General features: G+C 66.1%; 13 protein-coding genes. 3 read left to right on the top strand and 10 right to left on the bottom strand.

Translation table 11 applies throughout. From position 1 onward, the window contains the following. The first annotated feature begins 201 nt into the window (after positions 1-201). The 3 genes from addB to trxA all read left to right on the top strand — a co-directional run bounded on the left by addB (position 202) and on the right by trxA (position 7,234). A complete protein-coding gene (gene addB, locus QSV46_RS18410) occupies positions 202-3,348 on the top strand; it encodes a double-strand break repair protein AddB (RefSeq protein WP_314954133.1) in 3,147 nt (1,048 codons plus the stop codon). Further along, on the top strand, positions 3,342-6,851 hold the full coding sequence (gene addA, locus QSV46_RS18405; RefSeq protein ID WP_314954131.1) for a double-strand break repair helicase AddA: 3,510 nt from the start codon (positions 3,342-3,344) through the stop codon (positions 6,849-6,851). The genes addB and addA overlap by 7 nt, the downstream gene beginning before the upstream one ends. Before the next feature lie 62 nt (positions 6,852-6,913). Continuing rightward, positions 6,914-7,234 (top strand): thioredoxin, encoded by a 321-nt coding sequence (trxA, locus tag QSV46_RS18400; RefSeq protein WP_007598398.1) that lies wholly within the window; start codon positions 6,914-6,916, stop codon positions 7,232-7,234. A gap of 58 nt (positions 7,235-7,292) precedes the next feature. Here the strand turns inward: trxA and QSV46_RS18395 are convergent, their stop codons facing one another. The 10 genes from QSV46_RS18395 to rpsA form a co-directional block, all read right to left on the bottom strand. Further along, positions 7,293-8,036: a metallophosphoesterase family protein gene (locus tag QSV46_RS18395; RefSeq protein ID WP_314954109.1), complete on the bottom strand. Its 744-nt coding sequence runs from the start codon at positions 8,034-8,036 to the stop codon at positions 7,293-7,295. A gap of 136 nt (positions 8,037-8,172) precedes the next feature. After that, the gene (locus QSV46_RS18390; RefSeq protein ID WP_314954107.1) at positions 8,173-9,516 is read right to left on the bottom strand and encodes a folylpolyglutamate synthase/dihydrofolate synthase family protein; all 1,344 of its coding nucleotides are present in this window, start codon (positions 9,514-9,516) and stop codon (positions 8,173-8,175) included. Then, positions 9,513-10,454, bottom strand: coding sequence for an acetyl-CoA carboxylase, carboxyltransferase subunit beta (gene accD, locus QSV46_RS18385; protein ID WP_314954104.1), 942 nt, complete (start codon positions 10,452-10,454; stop codon positions 9,513-9,515). Before accD ends, QSV46_RS18390 begins: the two co-directional genes overlap by 4 nt. Positions 10,455-10,564: 110 nt before the next feature. Next, complete coding sequence (trpA, locus tag QSV46_RS18380; RefSeq protein ID WP_314954100.1) at positions 10,565-11,401, bottom strand: tryptophan synthase subunit alpha; 837 nt, start codon at positions 11,399-11,401, stop codon at positions 10,565-10,567. Beyond that, the gene (gene trpB / locus QSV46_RS18375; RefSeq protein ID WP_314954097.1) at positions 11,398-12,615 is read right to left on the bottom strand and encodes a tryptophan synthase subunit beta; all 1,218 of its coding nucleotides are present in this window, start codon (positions 12,613-12,615) and stop codon (positions 11,398-11,400) included. The genes trpA and trpB overlap by 4 nt, the downstream gene beginning before the upstream one ends. Then, positions 12,612-13,283, bottom strand: a complete 672-nt coding sequence (locus QSV46_RS18370; protein WP_314954095.1) for a phosphoribosylanthranilate isomerase — start codon at positions 13,281-13,283, stop codon at positions 12,612-12,614. The genes trpB and QSV46_RS18370 overlap by 4 nt, the downstream gene beginning before the upstream one ends. A gap of 64 nt (positions 13,284-13,347) precedes the next feature. Beyond that, positions 13,348-13,740, bottom strand: a complete 393-nt coding sequence (locus tag QSV46_RS18365; RefSeq protein WP_314954092.1) for a lipopolysaccharide assembly protein LapA domain-containing protein — start codon at positions 13,738-13,740, stop codon at positions 13,348-13,350. A 61-nt stretch (positions 13,741-13,801) separates the two neighbouring features. Continuing rightward, complete coding sequence (locus QSV46_RS18360; RefSeq protein ID WP_007598410.1) at positions 13,802-14,107, bottom strand: integration host factor subunit beta; 306 nt, start codon at positions 14,105-14,107, stop codon at positions 13,802-13,804. A 171-nt stretch (positions 14,108-14,278) separates the two neighbouring features. Further along, positions 14,279-15,259: a signal peptide peptidase SppA gene (gene sppA, locus QSV46_RS18355; protein WP_314954040.1), complete on the bottom strand. Its 981-nt coding sequence runs from the start codon at positions 15,257-15,259 to the stop codon at positions 14,279-14,281. A 350-nt stretch (positions 15,260-15,609) separates the two neighbouring features. After that, complete coding sequence (gene rpsA, locus QSV46_RS18350; RefSeq protein WP_314954037.1) at positions 15,610-17,313, bottom strand: 30S ribosomal protein S1; 1,704 nt, start codon at positions 17,311-17,313, stop codon at positions 15,610-15,612. Between the last annotated feature and the right edge of the window lie 262 nt (positions 17,314-17,575).

The following is a 17,575-nucleotide window of genomic DNA, read 5'->3' as shown; positions in this document are numbered from 1 at the left end:
GCTCCGCAGAGCCGGGACCCACACAGCCGCAGCCGTGATGACGCGGCCCGGGCCCCGGCTCAGCGGCGCATCACTGCGTGCTGCGCCGCGTCCGGGGCACGAGCGGCGCTGTCCGGCGAACAACGGGGACTATCCCACCTCCGCCCATGACCATTTGAGTCCCACTCCCTATATTGGCGCCTGATCCGAATCAGGCAGCCCATGCGCGTTTTCAGCGTTCCCATCTCAGTTCCGTTCCTGCGCACGGTCGTCACGGCCCTGCTCGACGGCCGGCTGGTCGACGGATTCGAGGCGCGCAAGGAGCCGGCGCGGCTGGCGGATGCCACGCTGTATCTGCCGACAAGGCGCGCCATGCGCGTCGTCCGCGAGATCTTTCTCGACGAGATGGCGGCCGATGCCGTGGTGCTGCCGCGCATCGTCGCGCTCGGTGACATCGACGAGGACGAGCTCGCCTTCGCAGATGAGGGCGAACAGTTTTCCGGCGCCACGCCGCTCGACATTCCGCCGCGGCTCGGCGAGCTGGAACGGCGGTTGACGCTGGCGCAGCTCGTCGCCGCCTGGGCCAAGGGCCCGGTGCTGTCGCCATTGGTGGTCGGCGGCCCCGCTTCGACGCTGGCGCTGGCTTCCGATCTCGCGCGCCTGATCGACGACATGGTCACGCGCGGCGTCGACTGGAGCGCGCTCGATGGTCTCGTGCCAGATATGCTCGACCGCTACTGGCAGCACTCGCTCGAATTTTTGCGCATCGCGCGCATCGCCTGGCCCGGTCATCTCGCCGAGATCAACCGGATCGAGCCCGCCGCGCGTCGCGATCTTCTGATCGCGGCGGAGGCGAAACGGCTGACCACGCATCCCAACGGTCCCGTGATCGCGGCCGGTTCGACCGGCTCGATGCCGGCCACCGCAAAATTCCTGCATGCGGTCGCCTCGCTGCCGCATGGCGCTGTCGTGTTGCCGGGCCTCGACACCGATCTCGACGACGACGCCTGGCGGACCATCGGCGGCGTGCGCGACTCGCTCGGCAAATTCGTGGAACACCCGGCCTCGAACCATCCGCAATACGCCATGCATGCGCTGCTGGATCGTTTCGGCATCAAGCGCGGCGACCTCGACATTCTCCGGCCGCCTGCGGCAGGCGGCCGTGATCTGCTCGCATCCGAATCGATGCGGCCGTCGGCCAGGACGGAAGTTTGGCACGATCGGCTGAAGCAGCCGGATGTCGCGGCAAAGATCGCCGGCGGCATGAAGAAGCTTGCGGTGGTCGAAGCCCCCAACCCTGAAATGGAAGCGCTGGCGATTGCGATCGCGATGCGCGAGGCGCGGCATCTCGACAAATCGGCAGCGCTGGTGACACCGGATCGCGCGCTGGCGCGGCGGGTCATGGCCGCGCTCACGCGATGGGATCTCGCGTTCGACGATTCCGGCGGCGACGTGCTGATGGAGACCTCCGCCGGCGTCTTTGCGCGCCTCGCGGCAGAGGCTGCGACCAAGGGCCTGGAGCCGCCGACGCTGCTGGCAATGCTGAAACATCCGCTGTGCCGGCTCGGCCGGTTGCCCGGTGCATGGAAGGCAGCGATCGAGGGGCTCGAGCTCGCGCTCTTGCGCGGCACGCGCCCTCCCGCCGGCACTGCGGGCCTGTCGCGCGAATTCAATCGCTTTCGCGAGGAGCTGGCCAAGCTGTGGCGCAGCGAGGTCTCCGCGCTCCACAAATCCGAGCGGCGCGCGCGTCTCAAGGCCGAAGATCTCGATCGCATCCGGGCGCTGATCGACGCCTTGCAGAAGGCGTTGGCGCCGATCGAGAGCCTCGCATCGTCAAAGCCATTCGACTTCGCCGAGCTCGCGCACCGGCATCGCGAGATCCTGATCGAGCTCTCGCGCGACGAACAGGGCATTCCGCTCGCCTTCGAGGACCGCGAAGGCCTTGCGCTCGCCGCGGCCTTCGACGATCTGCTGCGCGGCGGCACCACCAGCGGATTGATGGTGCCGCTGCCGGACTATCCGGACGTTTTTCAAACCGCATTCGGCGACCGCGCGGTGCGGCGGCGCGACAGGCCCGGCGCACGCTTGCAGATCTACGGCCCGCTCGAATCGCGCCTGATGCAGGCGGACCGGATCATCGTCGGCGGCCTGATCGAGGGTGTCTGGCCGCCGGCGCCGCGCATCGACCCCTGGCTCAGCCGGCCGATGCGGCACGAGCTGGGCCTCGATCTGCCGGAGCGCCGTATCGGCCTCTCCGCCCACGACTTTGCACAGCTGCTCGGCGGCGATGAGGTGATCCTCACCCATTCCGCCAAGGCCGGCGGCGCGCCGGCCGTGGCCTCGCGCTTCCTGCATCGTCTCGAAGCGGTCGCGGGCGACGAACTCTGGAAAGCAGCCGTTGGCGCCGGCGAAAAATACGTGCGGTTCGCCGAAACGCTCGACCAGCCCAAACAGGTCACGCCGGTGAAGCAGCCCGAGCCGCGGCCGCCGCGCGCGACGCGGCCGCTCAGAATGTCGGTGACCGAAATCGAAGACTGGTTGCGCGACCCCTATACGATCTACGCCAAACGCATCCTGCGGCTTGATGCGCTCGATCCCGTCGACATGCCGCTCGCGGCCGCCGACCGCGGCTCGGCGATCCACGAGGCGCTCGGCGAGTTCACGGAGACCTATGCGACGAACCTGCCCGACGATCCCGCGCGCGAGCTGCGCGCGATCGGCGCGAAGTATTTTGCGCCGTTGATGGAACGCCCGGAGGCGCGCGCGCTGTGGTGGCCGCGCTTCCAGCGCATCGCGCGCTGGTTCGGCGAATGGGAGACGGCGCGCCGCGATGCGATCGAAGCGATCGCGGCGGAAACGCGCGGCGAGATTTCGATCGCGCTCGACCACGAGCGCAGCTTTAAGCTTTCCGCGCGTGCCGACCGCATCGAACGGCGCCAGGGCGGCGGCTACGCCATCCTCGACTACAAGACCGGCCAGCCGCCGACCGGCAAGCAGGTCCGCATGGGCCTGTCGCCGCAGCTCACGCTGGAAGCGGCGATCCTGCGTGAGGGCGGCTTTCCCGATATCGATGCCGGCTCCTCCGTGAGCCAGCTCGTCTATGTCCGCCTGAGCGGCAACAATCCGCCGGGCGAGGAGCGCATCCTCGAGCTCAAGTTCAAGCAGGGCGACGCGCCGCAGCCGCCGGACACGGCGGCCGCCGAGGCGAGAGCCAAGCTGGAAGCCCTGATCCGCGCCTTCGAGGACGAGAACCAGGCCTACACCTCGCTGAACCTGCCGATGTGGACCAACCGCTACGGCACCTATGACGACCTCGCCCGGATCAAGGAATGGTCCGCGGCCGGCGGATTGGGGATCGAGGAATGGTGAGGGCGCCGCGTCCCATCCCGGATGAGGTGCGCGCGCGGCAGGCGCGCGCGTCCGACCCGACGGCGTCGGCCTTCGTGTCGGCCAATGCCGGCTCGGGCAAGACCCATGTGCTGGTGCAGCGGGTGATCCGCCTGCTGCTGTCGGGCGTGCCGCCGGAAAAGATCCTCTGCATCACCTTCACCAAGGCGGCTGCGGCCAACATGGCCGAGCGCGTGTTCACCACGCTTGGTCATTGGGTGACGCTGGACGGCACCGCGCTCGACGCGGCGATCCGCGCGGTCGGCATCCCGCATCCCAACGCAAAGCTGCGGCGCGAGGCGCGAAAGCTGTTCGCCTGCGCGCTGGAGACGCCGGGCGGCTTGAAGGTGCAGACCATCCACGCGCTCTGCACCCGCCTGCTCCAGCAGTTTCCGTTCGAGGCCAATGTGCCGGCGCGCTTTTCCGTCATCGACGAGCGCGACCAGACCGACATGATGGAGCGCGCCAATCTGAAGGTGCTGCTGGAGGCCGCGCGCGACCCCGAAAGCGTCACCGGCCGCGCGCTGCTGACCGCGATGGCGAGCGCCGCAGACGTCACCTTCAAGGAAGTCGTGCGCGAGGCCTGTCTCAGCCGCGACCATTTCATGGCCTGGACCGATGAAGCCGGCAGTGCCGGGGCGGCAGCGGAACAGATGTCCGCGGCGCTCGGCGTCGATACGAGCGACCGCATTGAAGACATCGAGACGGAGATTCTCGACGGTCCGTTCCTGCCGCGATCGCGCTGGGACGACATCGCCTTTGCGCTGGAAGACGGCAGCAAGTCGGACAACGACCAGGCGGGCCGGCTGCGCGAGGCCAAGGTTTTTTCCGGCGCGGCGCAGGTCGATGCCTATCTCTGCGTCTTTCTGACCGACGAAAAGCTGCCGCGCAAGGCAGTGCTGACCAAGAAGTTTTGCGACCACAACCCCTCCGTCGCCCGCCTGTTCGAGAACGAGGTGCAGCGCCTCGGAGGATTGATGGAGAAGCGCCGCGCTGTCACCATGCGCGACCGAACGGCGGCCCTGCTGCATATCGCGACTGCCGCCGCCGCGAACTACCGCCGCGAGAAGCAGGAACGCGGGCTGCTCGACTATGACGACCTCATCGACAAGACCCTGGCGATGCTCGACCGCGTCTCCTCGGGCTGGGTGCATTACAAGCTGGACCGCGGCGTCGATCACGTGCTGATCGACGAGGCCCAGGACACCAGCCCGCGGCAATGGGACATCGTCGCGCACATCATCTCGGAGTTCACCGCCGGCGAGGGCGCGCGCGAAGGGCTGAGCCGCACCATCTTCGCCGTCGGCGACGAGAAGCAGTCGATCTTCTCGTTCCAGGGCGCGGCCCCGCACGAGTTCGACGCGCGCCGGCGCGAGCTGCACCGCAAGTTCACCGCCGCCGGGCTGAAATTCGATCCGGTCGCCTTCACCTATTCGTTCCGCTCGGGCGCTGCGATCCTGCACTCGGTCGACCACGTCTTCCGCGATCCCCAGATCTACAAGAGCATCCATTCGGTCGAGATCGGCCATCCCCTGCACAATGCGCTCGCCGATGCCGCGCCGAGCGTGATCGAGCTGTGGGATCTGGCAGAAGCCGATGACAGGCAGGAGATCGAAGGCTGGCGCGCGCCGTTCGACGGCGTCGCCGCCACCAGCCCCGAGGTCAAGCTCGCCCGTCGCATCCAGGCCGAGATCAAGCGGCTGGTCGAAAGCGGCACGCTGACGGGCCACGAAGGCGAGCGCCGTCCCCTGCGCTATGGCGACATGTTGATCCTGGTGCGGCGGCGCGGCAATGCGTTCGACGCCGTGATCCAGGCCCTGAAGCACGCGGGCGTTCCGGTCGCGGGCGCCGACCGGCTCAAGCTCACCGAACACATCGGCATCATCGACCTGATGAACCTTGCCGATGCGCTGCTGCTGCCGCAGGACGATCTCCCGCTCGCGGTTGCGCTGAAAAGCCCGCTGTTCGGCCTCGATGACGAAGACCTGTTCACGCTGGCCTGGGACCGCAAGGGATCACTGCGGCGCTCACTCGGTGAGCACGCGGCTGGAAGCGAGAAGTTCGCGACGGCGCTGCTGCGCCTTGAAGCCTGCGAGAGCCGTGCGCGCGAGGAGACCCCGTTCGCCTTCTACGCATGGCTGCTCGGCGGCGACGGCGGACGCGCGCGCATCCTGCGCCGGCTCGGCTTTGAGGCCAACGATGCGCTCGACGAATTCCTGGAGCTGGCACTGAACTACGAGCGCAAAGCCCCGGCCTCGCTGCAGGGTTTCATGGCGTGGCTGCGCTCGGCCGACACCGAAGTGAAGCGTGACATGGAGATCTCGCGTGACGAGGTGCGGGTGATGACCGTGCACGGCGCCAAGGGGCTTGAAGCCTCGGTCGTGTTTATGGTCGACACCACCTCGTCGCCAGCGGACTCGCAGCGGCTGCGGCTGATCCACGTGCCGCGCGGCAATGGCGGCGAGGTCGTGGTCTGGGCCGGGCGCAAGGCCGACGATCCCAAGCCCGTCGCCGAAGCGCGCAAGGCCATGATCGAGGAGACCGAGGACGAATATCGCCGCCTGCTCTACGTCGCGATGACGCGCGCGGCCGACCGGCTGATCGTCGGCGGCTGCATGCCCGGTAATATGAAGACGGTCCGCAAGCTGAGCTGGTACGACCTCATCGACACCGGGCTCGCCGGCTCGAGCCTAGAGAAGCAGACGATCGAGACACCGCTCGGCAAGGTGACCCGGTTCGCCCGGCCGGAGGATGTCGCCGCTCAGGGCACGCCGGCAAGCCCGGAGGATCAATCAATCACCCTGCCGGACTGGCTGCGCACACCGGCGCCGCGCGAGACCAGCGACGATGACGCCGTGCGTCCATCCGGCCAAGCCGCCGAGCAAGGCCGCAGCGTGCTGTCAGGCGAATCAGTTCAATCGCGCGCGCGGGCGCTGCAACGCGGCACGCTGGTGCACCGATTGCTGCAATCGCTGCCCGACATCGCCGCCGAGCGCCGGCGCGAGGCGGCGCTCGGCTTCGTGGCGCGCAACGCCGCGGAGTGGGCCGAGCCCGACCGTACCGCGCTGGCGGACAAGGTGCTCGCCCTGATCGCCGAGCCGCGCTTTGCAGCCGTCTTCGCCGCCGGCAGCCGGGCGGAGGTCGCCATCGTCGGTAAGCTGGACCGGCCGGGGCGGCCGCCGGCGCTGGTGTCGGGTCAGATCGACCGGCTGGTCGTTCGTCCCGATGAGGTTTTGATCGTCGATTTCAAGACCAACCAGACGGCGCCCAAAAGCGCGGCTGAGGCGCCTTCCGCCTATGTCCGGCAGCTTGCGCTGTACCGGGCGGTGCTGGCGCGGCTTTATCCCCAAAAGCCTGTTCGAGCCGCCCTGCTCTGGACCGAGACCCTTGAATATATGGAGATTTCAGCCCCCGCGCTGGACGCGGCACTGGCATCCCTTCATCTCGGTGTGAGCGTCCTTGACCCGGCAAGGGGCCGTTCATAGGTTGACGGCATGATCTTGGCGCGATTCCCGTCGCGCCCTTCTCTCAGGTACGAGGTAGTCCCATGGCCGTTGGTAAGGTTTCTGACACCGATTTCGAAGCCGAAGTGCTCAAGGCAAACGGCCCCGTCGTCGTTGATTTCTGGGCCGAGTGGTGCGGCCCCTGCCGCATGATCGCGCCCGCCCTCGACGAGATCGCCGGCGCGATGGGCGACAAGGTCAAGATCGTGAAGCTCAACGTCGACGAGAGCCCGAAAACCGCGTCGAAGTACGGCGTGATGTCGATCCCGACCCTGATGATCTTCAAGGGCGGCGAGATGGCCTCCCGCCAGGTTGGCGCGGCGCCGAAGGCGAAGCTGCAGCAGTGGATCACCTCCGCGGTCTGATCCTCGCCCCGACCGAAGAATCGTGCAGCGGCCGGCGTCACGCCGGCCGTTTTGTTTTTCAGGATTTGATCCATCCCGTCGCAAGCGCGTTCGCCAGCTCCGGCTGATTGTTGTGACGCGCGAGCGCGGCCATCGTCTTATGATCGTACACGACGTTGCGGAACGTCACCTGCCACGCGCCATCGACCAATTCGAGGATCGCATAGCGCGCATGCGGCGTGCCGGCTTCGACCACGTGCGGAAACGGATGCACGTCGCGATAGCCGGGGCTGCCGACACTGCCGGGATTGACGATCAGCCGGCCGTCGCGAAGCCGCACCGCGCGGGCAAGATGCGTGTGGGCGCAAAGGATCAGGCTCTGCGAGATGCCTTGTGCAAACTGCTCGATGCGATCGAGCGGCGATAGCGAGACGGTGCCGTCAGGATGCACGGTATCGAGCCAATAGACTTCGTCGTTCTCGGGTGTCGCGTGGCACAGGAATACCTTGTCGCGAAACACGCGCGTCGCCGGCTGCGCGCGCAGCCAGTCGAGCTGTGCGGAGCTAAGCGCTGCATGGGCCGGACGATCCCACGAGCCCATCTTCTCCGGGGGACGATCGAGCAGATAGCGGTCGTGATTGCCGAGCACATGGAGGGCGTCGAGCTGCGTCAGGATCTCGATGGTCCTGCGCGCATCGAGCGGGCCGCTCAGCATGTCACCGAGATTGACGATGTCGGAGATGCCCTGGGCGCGGATGTCGGCGAGCACCGCCTCCAGCGCGAATTGATTTCCGTGGATGTCGGCAATCGCGGCAAAACGCATGGTCGCTCTCATCACTCTCGTGCCCCGGACGCGGCGCAGCACGTAGTGGTGCGCTGCAGAGCCGGGGCCCATGTTGCGGCATTCTGGGTCCCGGATCAGCGCTTCGCTTCGCTGCGCTTGTCCGGGACAAGAAAGCCTATGCAGGAGGCGTGCCGTTGATCGCCAGCACGTGGCCCGCAAGATACAGCGAGCCGGTGATCAGGATGCGCGGCGGCACTTCGTAGGCGAGCTTCGACAATGCCCGCAGCGCGGCCTCGATGCCGGGCGCCGTCTCGACGCGCATGCCGAGGCTGCGTGCGGCGTCCGTGAGGCGATCGACCGGCATCGCGGCCTCGGTGTCGGGAATCGGCACGGCAATGATGTGACGGGTGAGTCCGGCGAAATTGGCGAGAAAACCCTGCGCGTCCTTGTTGGCCATCATGCCCGCGATCACGACCAGCGGCCGCGACACCCGCTCCTCAAGATCGCCGAGCGCGGCGGCCGCGACGCGTCCGCCCTCGGCATTGTGCCCTCCATCGAGCCAGATCTCAGAGCCCTGCGGGCCGAGAGCAAGCAGCTCGCCCGAGGCAATGCGCTGCATCCGTGCCGGCCATTCGGCGCCGACGATGCCCGCTTCGAACGCCGCCTGATTGACCTTGAAGGTCGACGTCGCGCGTAGCGTCGCGATCGCAAGGCCCGCATTGTCGAACTGGTGACGGCCGAACAGGCGCGGTGCCGCCAGATCCATCAGGCCGCGATCGTCGGAATAGACCAGGCGCCCGTGCTCGACATTGACATGCCAGCTCTCGCCCGCGGCAAACAGCGGCGCACGCATGCGCTTGGCCTGCGCCTCGATCACGGCGATCGCCTCGCCCGTCTGCTCGGCGCAAACCACGGGCACACCGCGTTTGATGATCGCGGCCTTCTCACCGGCGATCGACGCCAGCGTATCGCCGAGGAACTCCATATGGTCCATGCTGACAGGCGTGATCACACTGGCCGCCGGCATATCAATCACATTCGTCGAATCGAGCCGTCCGCCGAGACCGACTTCGAGCAGCACCGCATCGGCAGGAATTTGCGCGAACAGATGGAAGGCCGCGGCGGTCTTCAGTTCGAACAAGGTCGCGGCCTCACCGGCATTGACCCGTTCGACCTCCTCCAGCGCCGCGCGCAATTCGTCGTCGCCGACCAGCACGCCGCCGCCGACGCGGCCGATCCGGAAACATTCGTTGATGCGGACCAGATAGGGCGACGTATAGGCATGCACGCGCAGGCCGCTGGCCTCCAGCGTCGCGCGCAGATAGGCGAGCGTCGAGCCCTTGCCGTTGGTGCCGGCGATGTGGATCACCGGCGGCACCTTGCGTTCGGGATGGCCGAGCCGCTCGAGCAGGCGATGCATCCGCTCGAGCCCGAGATCGATGCGCTTCTGATGCAGGGCCGACAGCCGCCCGATCAATTCACCGAGCGGCGGCTTTGCGCTGTCAGGGTGCGCGTTCACGCGTGCGGCGAGGCCGGCGCCGTCTCAGCGGCCGATATGATCTGCGCCGGGCTGATGACGGCCTGCGCCGGCTTCGATGCGCTCTCCTGCGCCGGCGCCCTGGTCAGCAGGCGACAGAGCCGCGCCAGGGTCGGACGCAGCTCGTGGCGATGCACGACCATGTCGACCATGCCGTGCTCTTTCAGATACTCGGCGCGCTGGAAACCCTCCGGGAGCTTTTCACGAATCGTCTGCTCGATCACGCGCGCGCCGGCAAATCCGATCAGCGCGCCGGGCTCGGCGATCTGCACGTCGCCGAGCATCGCGTAGGAGGCGGTGACGCCGCCGGTTGTCGGGTTGGTCAGCACCACGATGTAGGGCTGCTTTGCTTCCCGCAGCATCTGCACCGCGACCGTGGTGCGCGGCATCTGCATCAGCGACAAAATGCCTTCCTGCATGCGCGCGCCGCCCGATGCGGCGAAGACGATGAACGGCGACTTCTTCTCGACCGCGAGCTCCAGCCCGCGCACGATGGCCTCGCCCGCAGCCATGCCGAGCGAGCCGCCCATGAAATCGAAATCCTGCACGGCGACGACGACGGCGGCGCCCTCGAGCCTGCCGTAGCCGACCTTGATCGCGTCGTTGAGGTTAGTTCGCGCGCGAGCATCCTTGATGCGGTCGACGTATTTCTTCTCGTCGCGGAACTTAAGCGGGTCGGGCGTGACGTCGGGCAGCGCGACGTCGAACCAGGTCTCGTTGTCGAAGATCGACTTCAGACGCGCCACCGCGCCCATGCGCATGTGGTAGTTCGAGCCGGGGATGACGAACTGGTTGGCCTCGACGTCCTTGTAGAACACGAGCTGTCCGGAATCCGGGCACTTGATCCACAAATTCTCCGGCGTCTCCCGCCGCAGCATGTTGCGGATCTTCGGCCGGACCACATTGGTAAGCCAGTTCATGGTTTGCTCCGATGTGCGAACCCGCCCGGGGATCGCCTGAGGGGATATATGGCGGCCGGGCCCCTGCCCGGCAAGCCGCCGTGTCGCCCGCCTGGAAGCGGAATTATGGCCTATTCGGCCGCCTGTTGCGCGCCCTTGACGCCTTGGGCAAGAGAGGCCGTCAGTTCGGCGACGGCGTTGACGGTTTTGGCGGTCGCCCGCCCTTCCGCATCGAGGCTGCTCTTGAGCGCGTCGACCAGCGCGGTGCCGACCACGGCGCCGCTGGCATGCGAGGCGATGGCGCGGGCATTCTCCGGCGTGCGGATGCCGAAGCCGACGCAGACCGGCAGTTTTGTGTGTCGCTTGATGCGGGCCACCGCCTCGCTCACGGCCGTGGCGTCCGCAGCCGCCGCACCCGTGATGCCTGTGATGGCGACGTAGTAGACGAAGCCCGAGGAGTTGGCGAGCACGGCCGGCAGGCGTTTGTCGTCGGTCGTCGGCGTTGCCAGACGGATGAAGTTGAGGCCGGCCTTCATCGCGGGCACGCAGAGCTCGTCGTCCTCTTCCGGCGGCAGGTCGACGATGATCAGGCCGTCGACGCCGGCGCTCTTCGCATCACCCAGGAATTTGTCGACGCCGTAGATGTAGATCGGATTGTAGTAGCCCATCAGCACGATCGGCGTCGCGTCGTCGTCCTTGCGGAAGCCGCGCACCAGCTCCAGCGTCTTCTTCAGCGTCATGCCGGCCTTGAGCGCGCGAAGCCCTGCAGCCTGGATCGACGGACCGTCGGCCATCGGATCGGTGAAGGGCATGCCAAGCTCGATCACGTCAGCGCCCGCCTTGGGCAGCGCCTTGATGATCTCCAGCGAGGCCGCCGGATCGGGATCGCCGGCCATCAGGAAGGTGACGAAGGCCGAGCGGCCGGCTTTCTTCAGCTCGGCGAAACGGGTGTCGATGCGCGTGGTCACTTGCTCTTGCCCTTCAGGATGTCGCCGACCTGCGGGACGTCCTTGTCGCCGCGGCCGGAGAGATTGACGACCATCAGGTGCTCCCTGGGCCGCTTCGGCGCGAGCTCCATCACCTTGGCGATGGCATGGGCGGGCTCGAGCGCGGGGATGATGCCTTCCAGCCGCGACAGCAATTGGAATGCTGCGAGCGCCTCGTCGTCGGTCGCGGAGAGATAGTTCACGCGGCCGATCTCGTGCAGCCAGGAATGCTCGGGGCCGATGCCGGGATAGTCGAGGCCGGCCGAGATCGAATGCGCGTCCTGGATCTGGCCGTCGGCATCCATCAGCAGATAGGTGCGGTTGCCATGGAGCACGCCGGGACGGCCGCCCGCGATCGACGCCGCATGCAGCTGCGTCAGCCCGTGGCCCGCGGCTTCGACGCCGAAGATTTCGACGCTGGGATCATCGAGGAACGGATGGAACAGGCCCATCGCATTCGAGCCGCCGCCGATGCAGGCGACCAGCGAGTCCGGCAGACGTCCCTCGATCTCCTGCATCTGCGTCCTGGTCTCGTTGCCGATGATCGACTGGAAGTCGCGCACCAGCGTCGGATAGGGATGCGGGCCCGCCACCGTGCCGATGCAGTAGAAGGTATTGTGCACGTTGGTGACCCAGTCGCGCAGCGCCTCGTTCATGGCGTCCTTCAGCGTGCGCGTGCCCGACTGCACCGGGACCACCGTTGCGCCCAGCATCTCCATGCGGATCACGTTGGGCTGCTGCCGCTCGACGTCGACCGCGCCCATATAGACCACGCATTCGAGGCCGAAGCGCGCGCACAGCGTCGCGGTGGCGACGCCGTGCTGGCCGGCACCGGTCTCGGCGATGATGCGCTTCTTGCCCATGCGCCGCGCCAGCATGATCTGGCCGAGCACGTTGTTCACCTTGTGCGAGCCGGTATGGTTGAGCTCTTCGCGCTTCAGATAAATCTTGGCACCGCCGAGATGCTCGGTGAGACGCTCGGCGAAATAGAGCGGCGAGGGCCGGCCGACGTAATTCTTGAGGTAGCCGTTCATCTCGGCCTGAAAGGCCGGATCGGCGTTGGCGTCGGTGTAGGCCTTCTCCAGATCGAGGATCAGCGGCATCAGCGTTTCGGCGACGAAGCGCCCGCCGAAAGTGCCGAAATGGCCGCGATCGTCGGGACCGCTGCGATAGGAGTTTGGTTTGGCGATGTTCATCGGACGCTCAACTCTTGACTTGCATCTTGGATGGCGCGCGCAGCGCGGATGAAGGCCCTGATCATCTCGGGATCCTTGACGCCGGAGGCACTCTCGACACCGGAGGAGACGTCGATACCACCGGCACGGGTGACGCGGAGGGCTTCGGCGAGGTTGTCGGCATGAAGCCCGCCCGAGACCATGTAAGGCAATTTCAGATCGAGATTTTCCAGCAGGTGCCAGTCGAACGGCTCACCCAGACCGCCGGGACGGGTCGCGTCTTTCGGTGCGCGTGCATCGAACAGGATGCGATCGGCGACCGCGGCATAGCCGGGTAGCACCGCGAGATCGGCCGCGGTTGCGACCGGCACCGCTTTCATCACCGGGCGGCCGAACCTCTGCTTGATGTCGCGCAGCCGCGCGACGCTTTCATGGCCATGGAGCTGAAAAATGTCCGGCGACAGCGTGTCCATGATGTTGTCGAGGGCCGCATCGTCGGCATCGACCGTGAGCGCGACCTTGAGCGCGCGCCGGTTCACCTGCCGGCCGAGGTCGCGGCCCGTCTCCAGCGAGACATGCCGGGGTGACGGCGGGAAGAACACGAACCCCACCATGTCGGCGCCCGCGTCGAGCGCGACGTCGAGCGTCTCGCGCGTGGACAGGCCGCAGATTTTGACGAGCAGGGACATGGTCTCAAAGCAGCTGGAGGCCGCAAGCGGCGGCCGGGAAACGGGTTTTCGGTCGGGGCCGCTTCTACAACGTCGCGCGCTGCTTGTCTCGCCCGACGGGCCCGTAAAGGCCGGTCCCGGAGGGGGCGGGCAGGCGCTGCGGGTCGGGCCTTGCCGGGGCCGGCTGGGCCCGCAGATCGGCCAGTTCGCCCTTGGCAGCCCGGGCATCTGCCTCATGCCGACGCGCGGCGCGCCGCCAGTGCCGCTGGCCGAACCAGACGGCACAGCCGCCCGCGAGGACGCCGAGGGCGGTCACCAGGATCAGCAGCAGGAACAGCGGCAGCGTGATCGACAATGACGGGTCGCTCGACACGAAGGGATCGAAGGAGACCGTGACGAAATGCCGGTTGGCGACGGCGAAGACAACCAGGATCAGGCCCAGCGGAATCACGATCAGCGCGGTCAGGAACTTTCGCATCTCGCTTCGCTCGCCTTGAATCAAGGTTCGGGCCGCATCTCGCGACCGCGGGGCGCCGGCCTCAGTCCGGCGCGCCTGGATCCGGATGATCGCGGTTCAGCCGTTCGCGCATTTCCTTGCCGGTCTTGAAGAACGGAACGCTCTTCTGGTCGACGGGCACATGGGCACCGGTGCGCGGATTGCGCCCTGCACGCGCAGGGCGATGCTTGACCGAGAAGGCACCGAAGCCGCGCAGCTCGACGCGGTCACCGCGCGCGAGGGCTGCTACGATCTCTTCGAGAATCGCATTCACAATGTTCTCGACATCCCGCTGGTACAGATGCGGGTTGTGCTCGGCGATACGCTGAACAAGTTCGGATTTGATCATCGAGAGATAGGACCCGGAAGCGTGCGGATGACCATTTCCGTGAAAATACTGTGATCTGTCAAGACGCTAAATCAAGATTGAGCGTCGTGAAAATGCGTGACAAATGCCGAAAAAGCGGGCTGCCCCTCCACTCGTCAGACGGGAAAATTCTTTGTCGCTCGCCTGGTTCCCTCAATTTGACGCGGCGGGCTGCCACAAGGCCAGCATTCCATCCATTCCGAGCCGATCGACGGCCTGCACGACGCCGGTTTGCCCGAGTTGATGCGCAATCGAGCCCAAACCAAGCGCTTCCAGCGTGACGACAGCAGCTGTCTTGAGGAATGTCAGATCGCCAAAGCGCGGATCGAGCTTGTAATCGCGCACGGTGAGCCCCTTCTTGACGCCCTTCTGCTCGACCAGCCAGGTCACCGCGGTCTTCTCGTCGCCGAGCTGATCGATCAGCTTGAGGTCGATCGCCTGGCGTCCGGTGAACACGCGGCCATCGGCAACTTTTTCGAGCTGAGTGTCATCCATGCCACGCCGTTCCTTCACCAATCCCTTGAACCAGGCGTAGGAGTCTTTCACCAGCGCATCGAGCGCGGCGCGTGCCTCGGGGCTGGTCGGCTCAAAACCGTTCGGCGAGGCCTTCAGTGGCGACGACTTCACCTCTTCGACCTTGACGCCGACGGTCTTCAGCAGCTCCGAGACGTTGGGAAACTGGAACAGCACTCCGATCGAACCGACCAGCGAGCTCTGCTGGGCGATGATGTGGTCGCTGGCGATCGCGGTGATATAGCCGCCGGAGGCGGCAAGGCCCTCGACCACGACGACGAGCGGCTTCTTCGCCTTCAGCCTCACAAGCGAATCGTAGAGCTGCTCGGAGCCGGCGGTGGTGCCGCCCGGCGAGTTGATGTGAACGATGACGGCGGCGGCCTGTGAATTTTCCAGCCGCTCCAGCGCCTGCGTGCGATCGGAATCGCTGCGGATCAGGCCTTCGATCTGGACCCGCGCGATCGAACCGGCGGATGCGAACGTGCCGCGCGCACCGGGTGTCGCGACCAGCGCAAAGCTCGCGATTGCGGCGATCGCGATCAGCGCGGCGGCCACGCGCCAGAACGTCAGCTTGCGGCGGATCCTGCGGCGATCGACGATGATGTCCGAATCGAGCGACATCGGAATATCTCCAAATCAAAGACTGGGCGGCGTTGTGCCGTCACAACGTGACCACCGGCTTATCTGGATACATCAATTGCGGCGCAATTTGAAGAAAACAAGGCCCCGTGAGGGCGGAGGAAGTCGCCACAAACTCATTCGTCATCCCCGCGAACGCGGGGATCCATACCCCCAGGGAGAAGTTGTTGGCGCGAAGCTGGTAACTCCGAGTCTTCGCCAAACTTCTCCCTGTGGCTATGGGTCCCGGGCTCGCGCTTCGCGCGCCCCGGGACGACAGTTGAATATGCGGGCGCAACAAAAAAGCCCCGGCTCGCGCCGGGGCTCTGATTTCAGCGAGAGGAAGCGTTCGCTTACTTGTCGCGGTTCTTGAGCGCGGTGCCGAGGATGTCGCCGAGCGTCGCTCCCGAATCGGAGGAGCCGTACTGCGCGATGGCTTCCTTTTCTTCGGCAACTTCGAGCGCCTTGATCGACACCTGGACCTTGCGGGCCTTCTTGTCGAACTGGATCACGCGGGCATCGACCTTCTCGCCGACGGCGAAGCGTTCGGCGCGCTGGTCGTTGCGGTCACGGGCGAGCTCCGAGCGCTTGATGAAGGTCGAGAAGTCGGTCCCGGTGATCTTCACCTCGATGCCGCTCTCCTTCACTTCGAGCACTTCGCAGGTCACGACAGCGCCCTTCTTGACATCGCCCGGCTCGGCGAAGGGATCGCCTTCGAGCTGCTTGATGCCGAGCGAGATGCGCTCCTTCTCGACGTCCACATCGAGCACCACGGCCTTCACCATGTCGCCCTTCTTGTAGTTGTCGATCACCTGCTCGCCCGGAAGCTTCCAGTCGAGATCGGAGAGATGGACCATGCCGTCGACGTCGCCCTCGAGACCCAGGAACAGACCGAACTCGGTCTTGTTCTTGACTTCGCCCTCGACCACCGAACCGGTCGGATGGCCTTCGACGAAGACCTCCCACGGGTTGCGCATGGTCTGCTTGAGGCCGAGCGAGATGCGGCGCTTGACGGAATCGACTTCCAGCACCTGCACTTCGACTTCCTGCGAGGTCGAAACGATCTTGCCGGGGTGCATGTTCTTCTTGGTCCACGACATCTCGGAGACGTGGATCAGGCCTTCGATGCCCGGCTCGAGCTCGACGAACGCACCGTAGTCGGTGATGTTGGTGACGCGGCCGGTGAAGCGGGCACCCAGCGGGTACTTCGCTTCGATGCCCTGCCACGGATCGTCCAGCAGCTGCTTCATGCCCAGCGAGATGCGGTGCGTCTCGTGGTTGATCTTGATGATCTTGACCTTGACGGTCTGGCCGATCGAGAGCACCTCGGTCGGGTGGTTGACGCGGCGCCACGCGATGTCGGTGACGTGCAGCAGGCCGTCGATGCCGCCGAGATCAACGAACGCACCGTAATCGGTGATGTTCTTGACCACGCCGTCGATGACCTGACCCTCTTCGAGGTTCTGCACCAGCTCCTGGCGCTGCTCGGCGCGGGTCTCTTCCAGCACCGTGCGACGGGAGACGACGATGTTGCCGCGGCGGCGGTCCATCTTGAGGATCTGGAACGGCTGCGCGTTGTTCATCAGCGGCGCAACGTCGCGGATCGGACGGATGTCGACCTGCGAGCGCGGCAGGAAGGCCACGGCACCGTCGAGGTCGACGGTGAAGCCGCCCTTGACCTGGTTGAAGATGACGCCGGTGACCTTTTCGTTGTTCTGGAAGGCCTTCTCGAGCTTGCCCCAGCTTTCTTCGCGGCGCGCCTTGTCGCGCGACAGCACGGCTTCGCCGAGGGCATTCTCGATGCGATCGAGAAACACTTCCACCTCGTCGCCGACCTTGAGCTCGCTGTCACGGCCGGGGCCCGAAAATTCGCGCAGCGCGACGCGGCCCTCGGTCTTCAGGCCGACGTCGATGACGGCCATGTCCTTTTCAATTGCAACTACCTTGCCCTTGATGACGGAGCTTTCTTGCAGGTTGCCACCGGCGAAGGACTCGTCGAGCATCGCCGCGAAATCGTCGCGCGAGGGGCTATAGGTATCAGCAGAAGTCGAAGCCATTTGTTCTCCAGTTGCGGATGTCTTGCCGGCCGTTGGGTTCATGGGCGTATCGGGCGCGCAGTGTCGGAAGGTCCGCAAGACCTTCGAGCGACCGCTCGCTGCTCCGGCCCGGAGGCGGAACAGCGGAAGCGGGCCGGCTGAGGCCCGCGCGTTCGATACGTGGAATCAGTGTCCGGAGCCTGGATCGCGCCGGCCCCAAACAAAGGACCGGGGGTATCGACCTCAAAGAGCGGGAGCGGGCGCTTCCTCCAATGACGGCAGC

Source organism: Bradyrhizobium cosmicum (assembly GCF_032290525.1).
Taxonomy (GTDB): Bacteria; Pseudomonadota; Alphaproteobacteria; order Rhizobiales; family Xanthobacteraceae; genus Bradyrhizobium; species Bradyrhizobium cosmicum_A.
The sequence above is the reverse complement of the archived record's forward strand: the minus strand, read 5'-3'. Positions and strand labels throughout refer to the sequence as shown.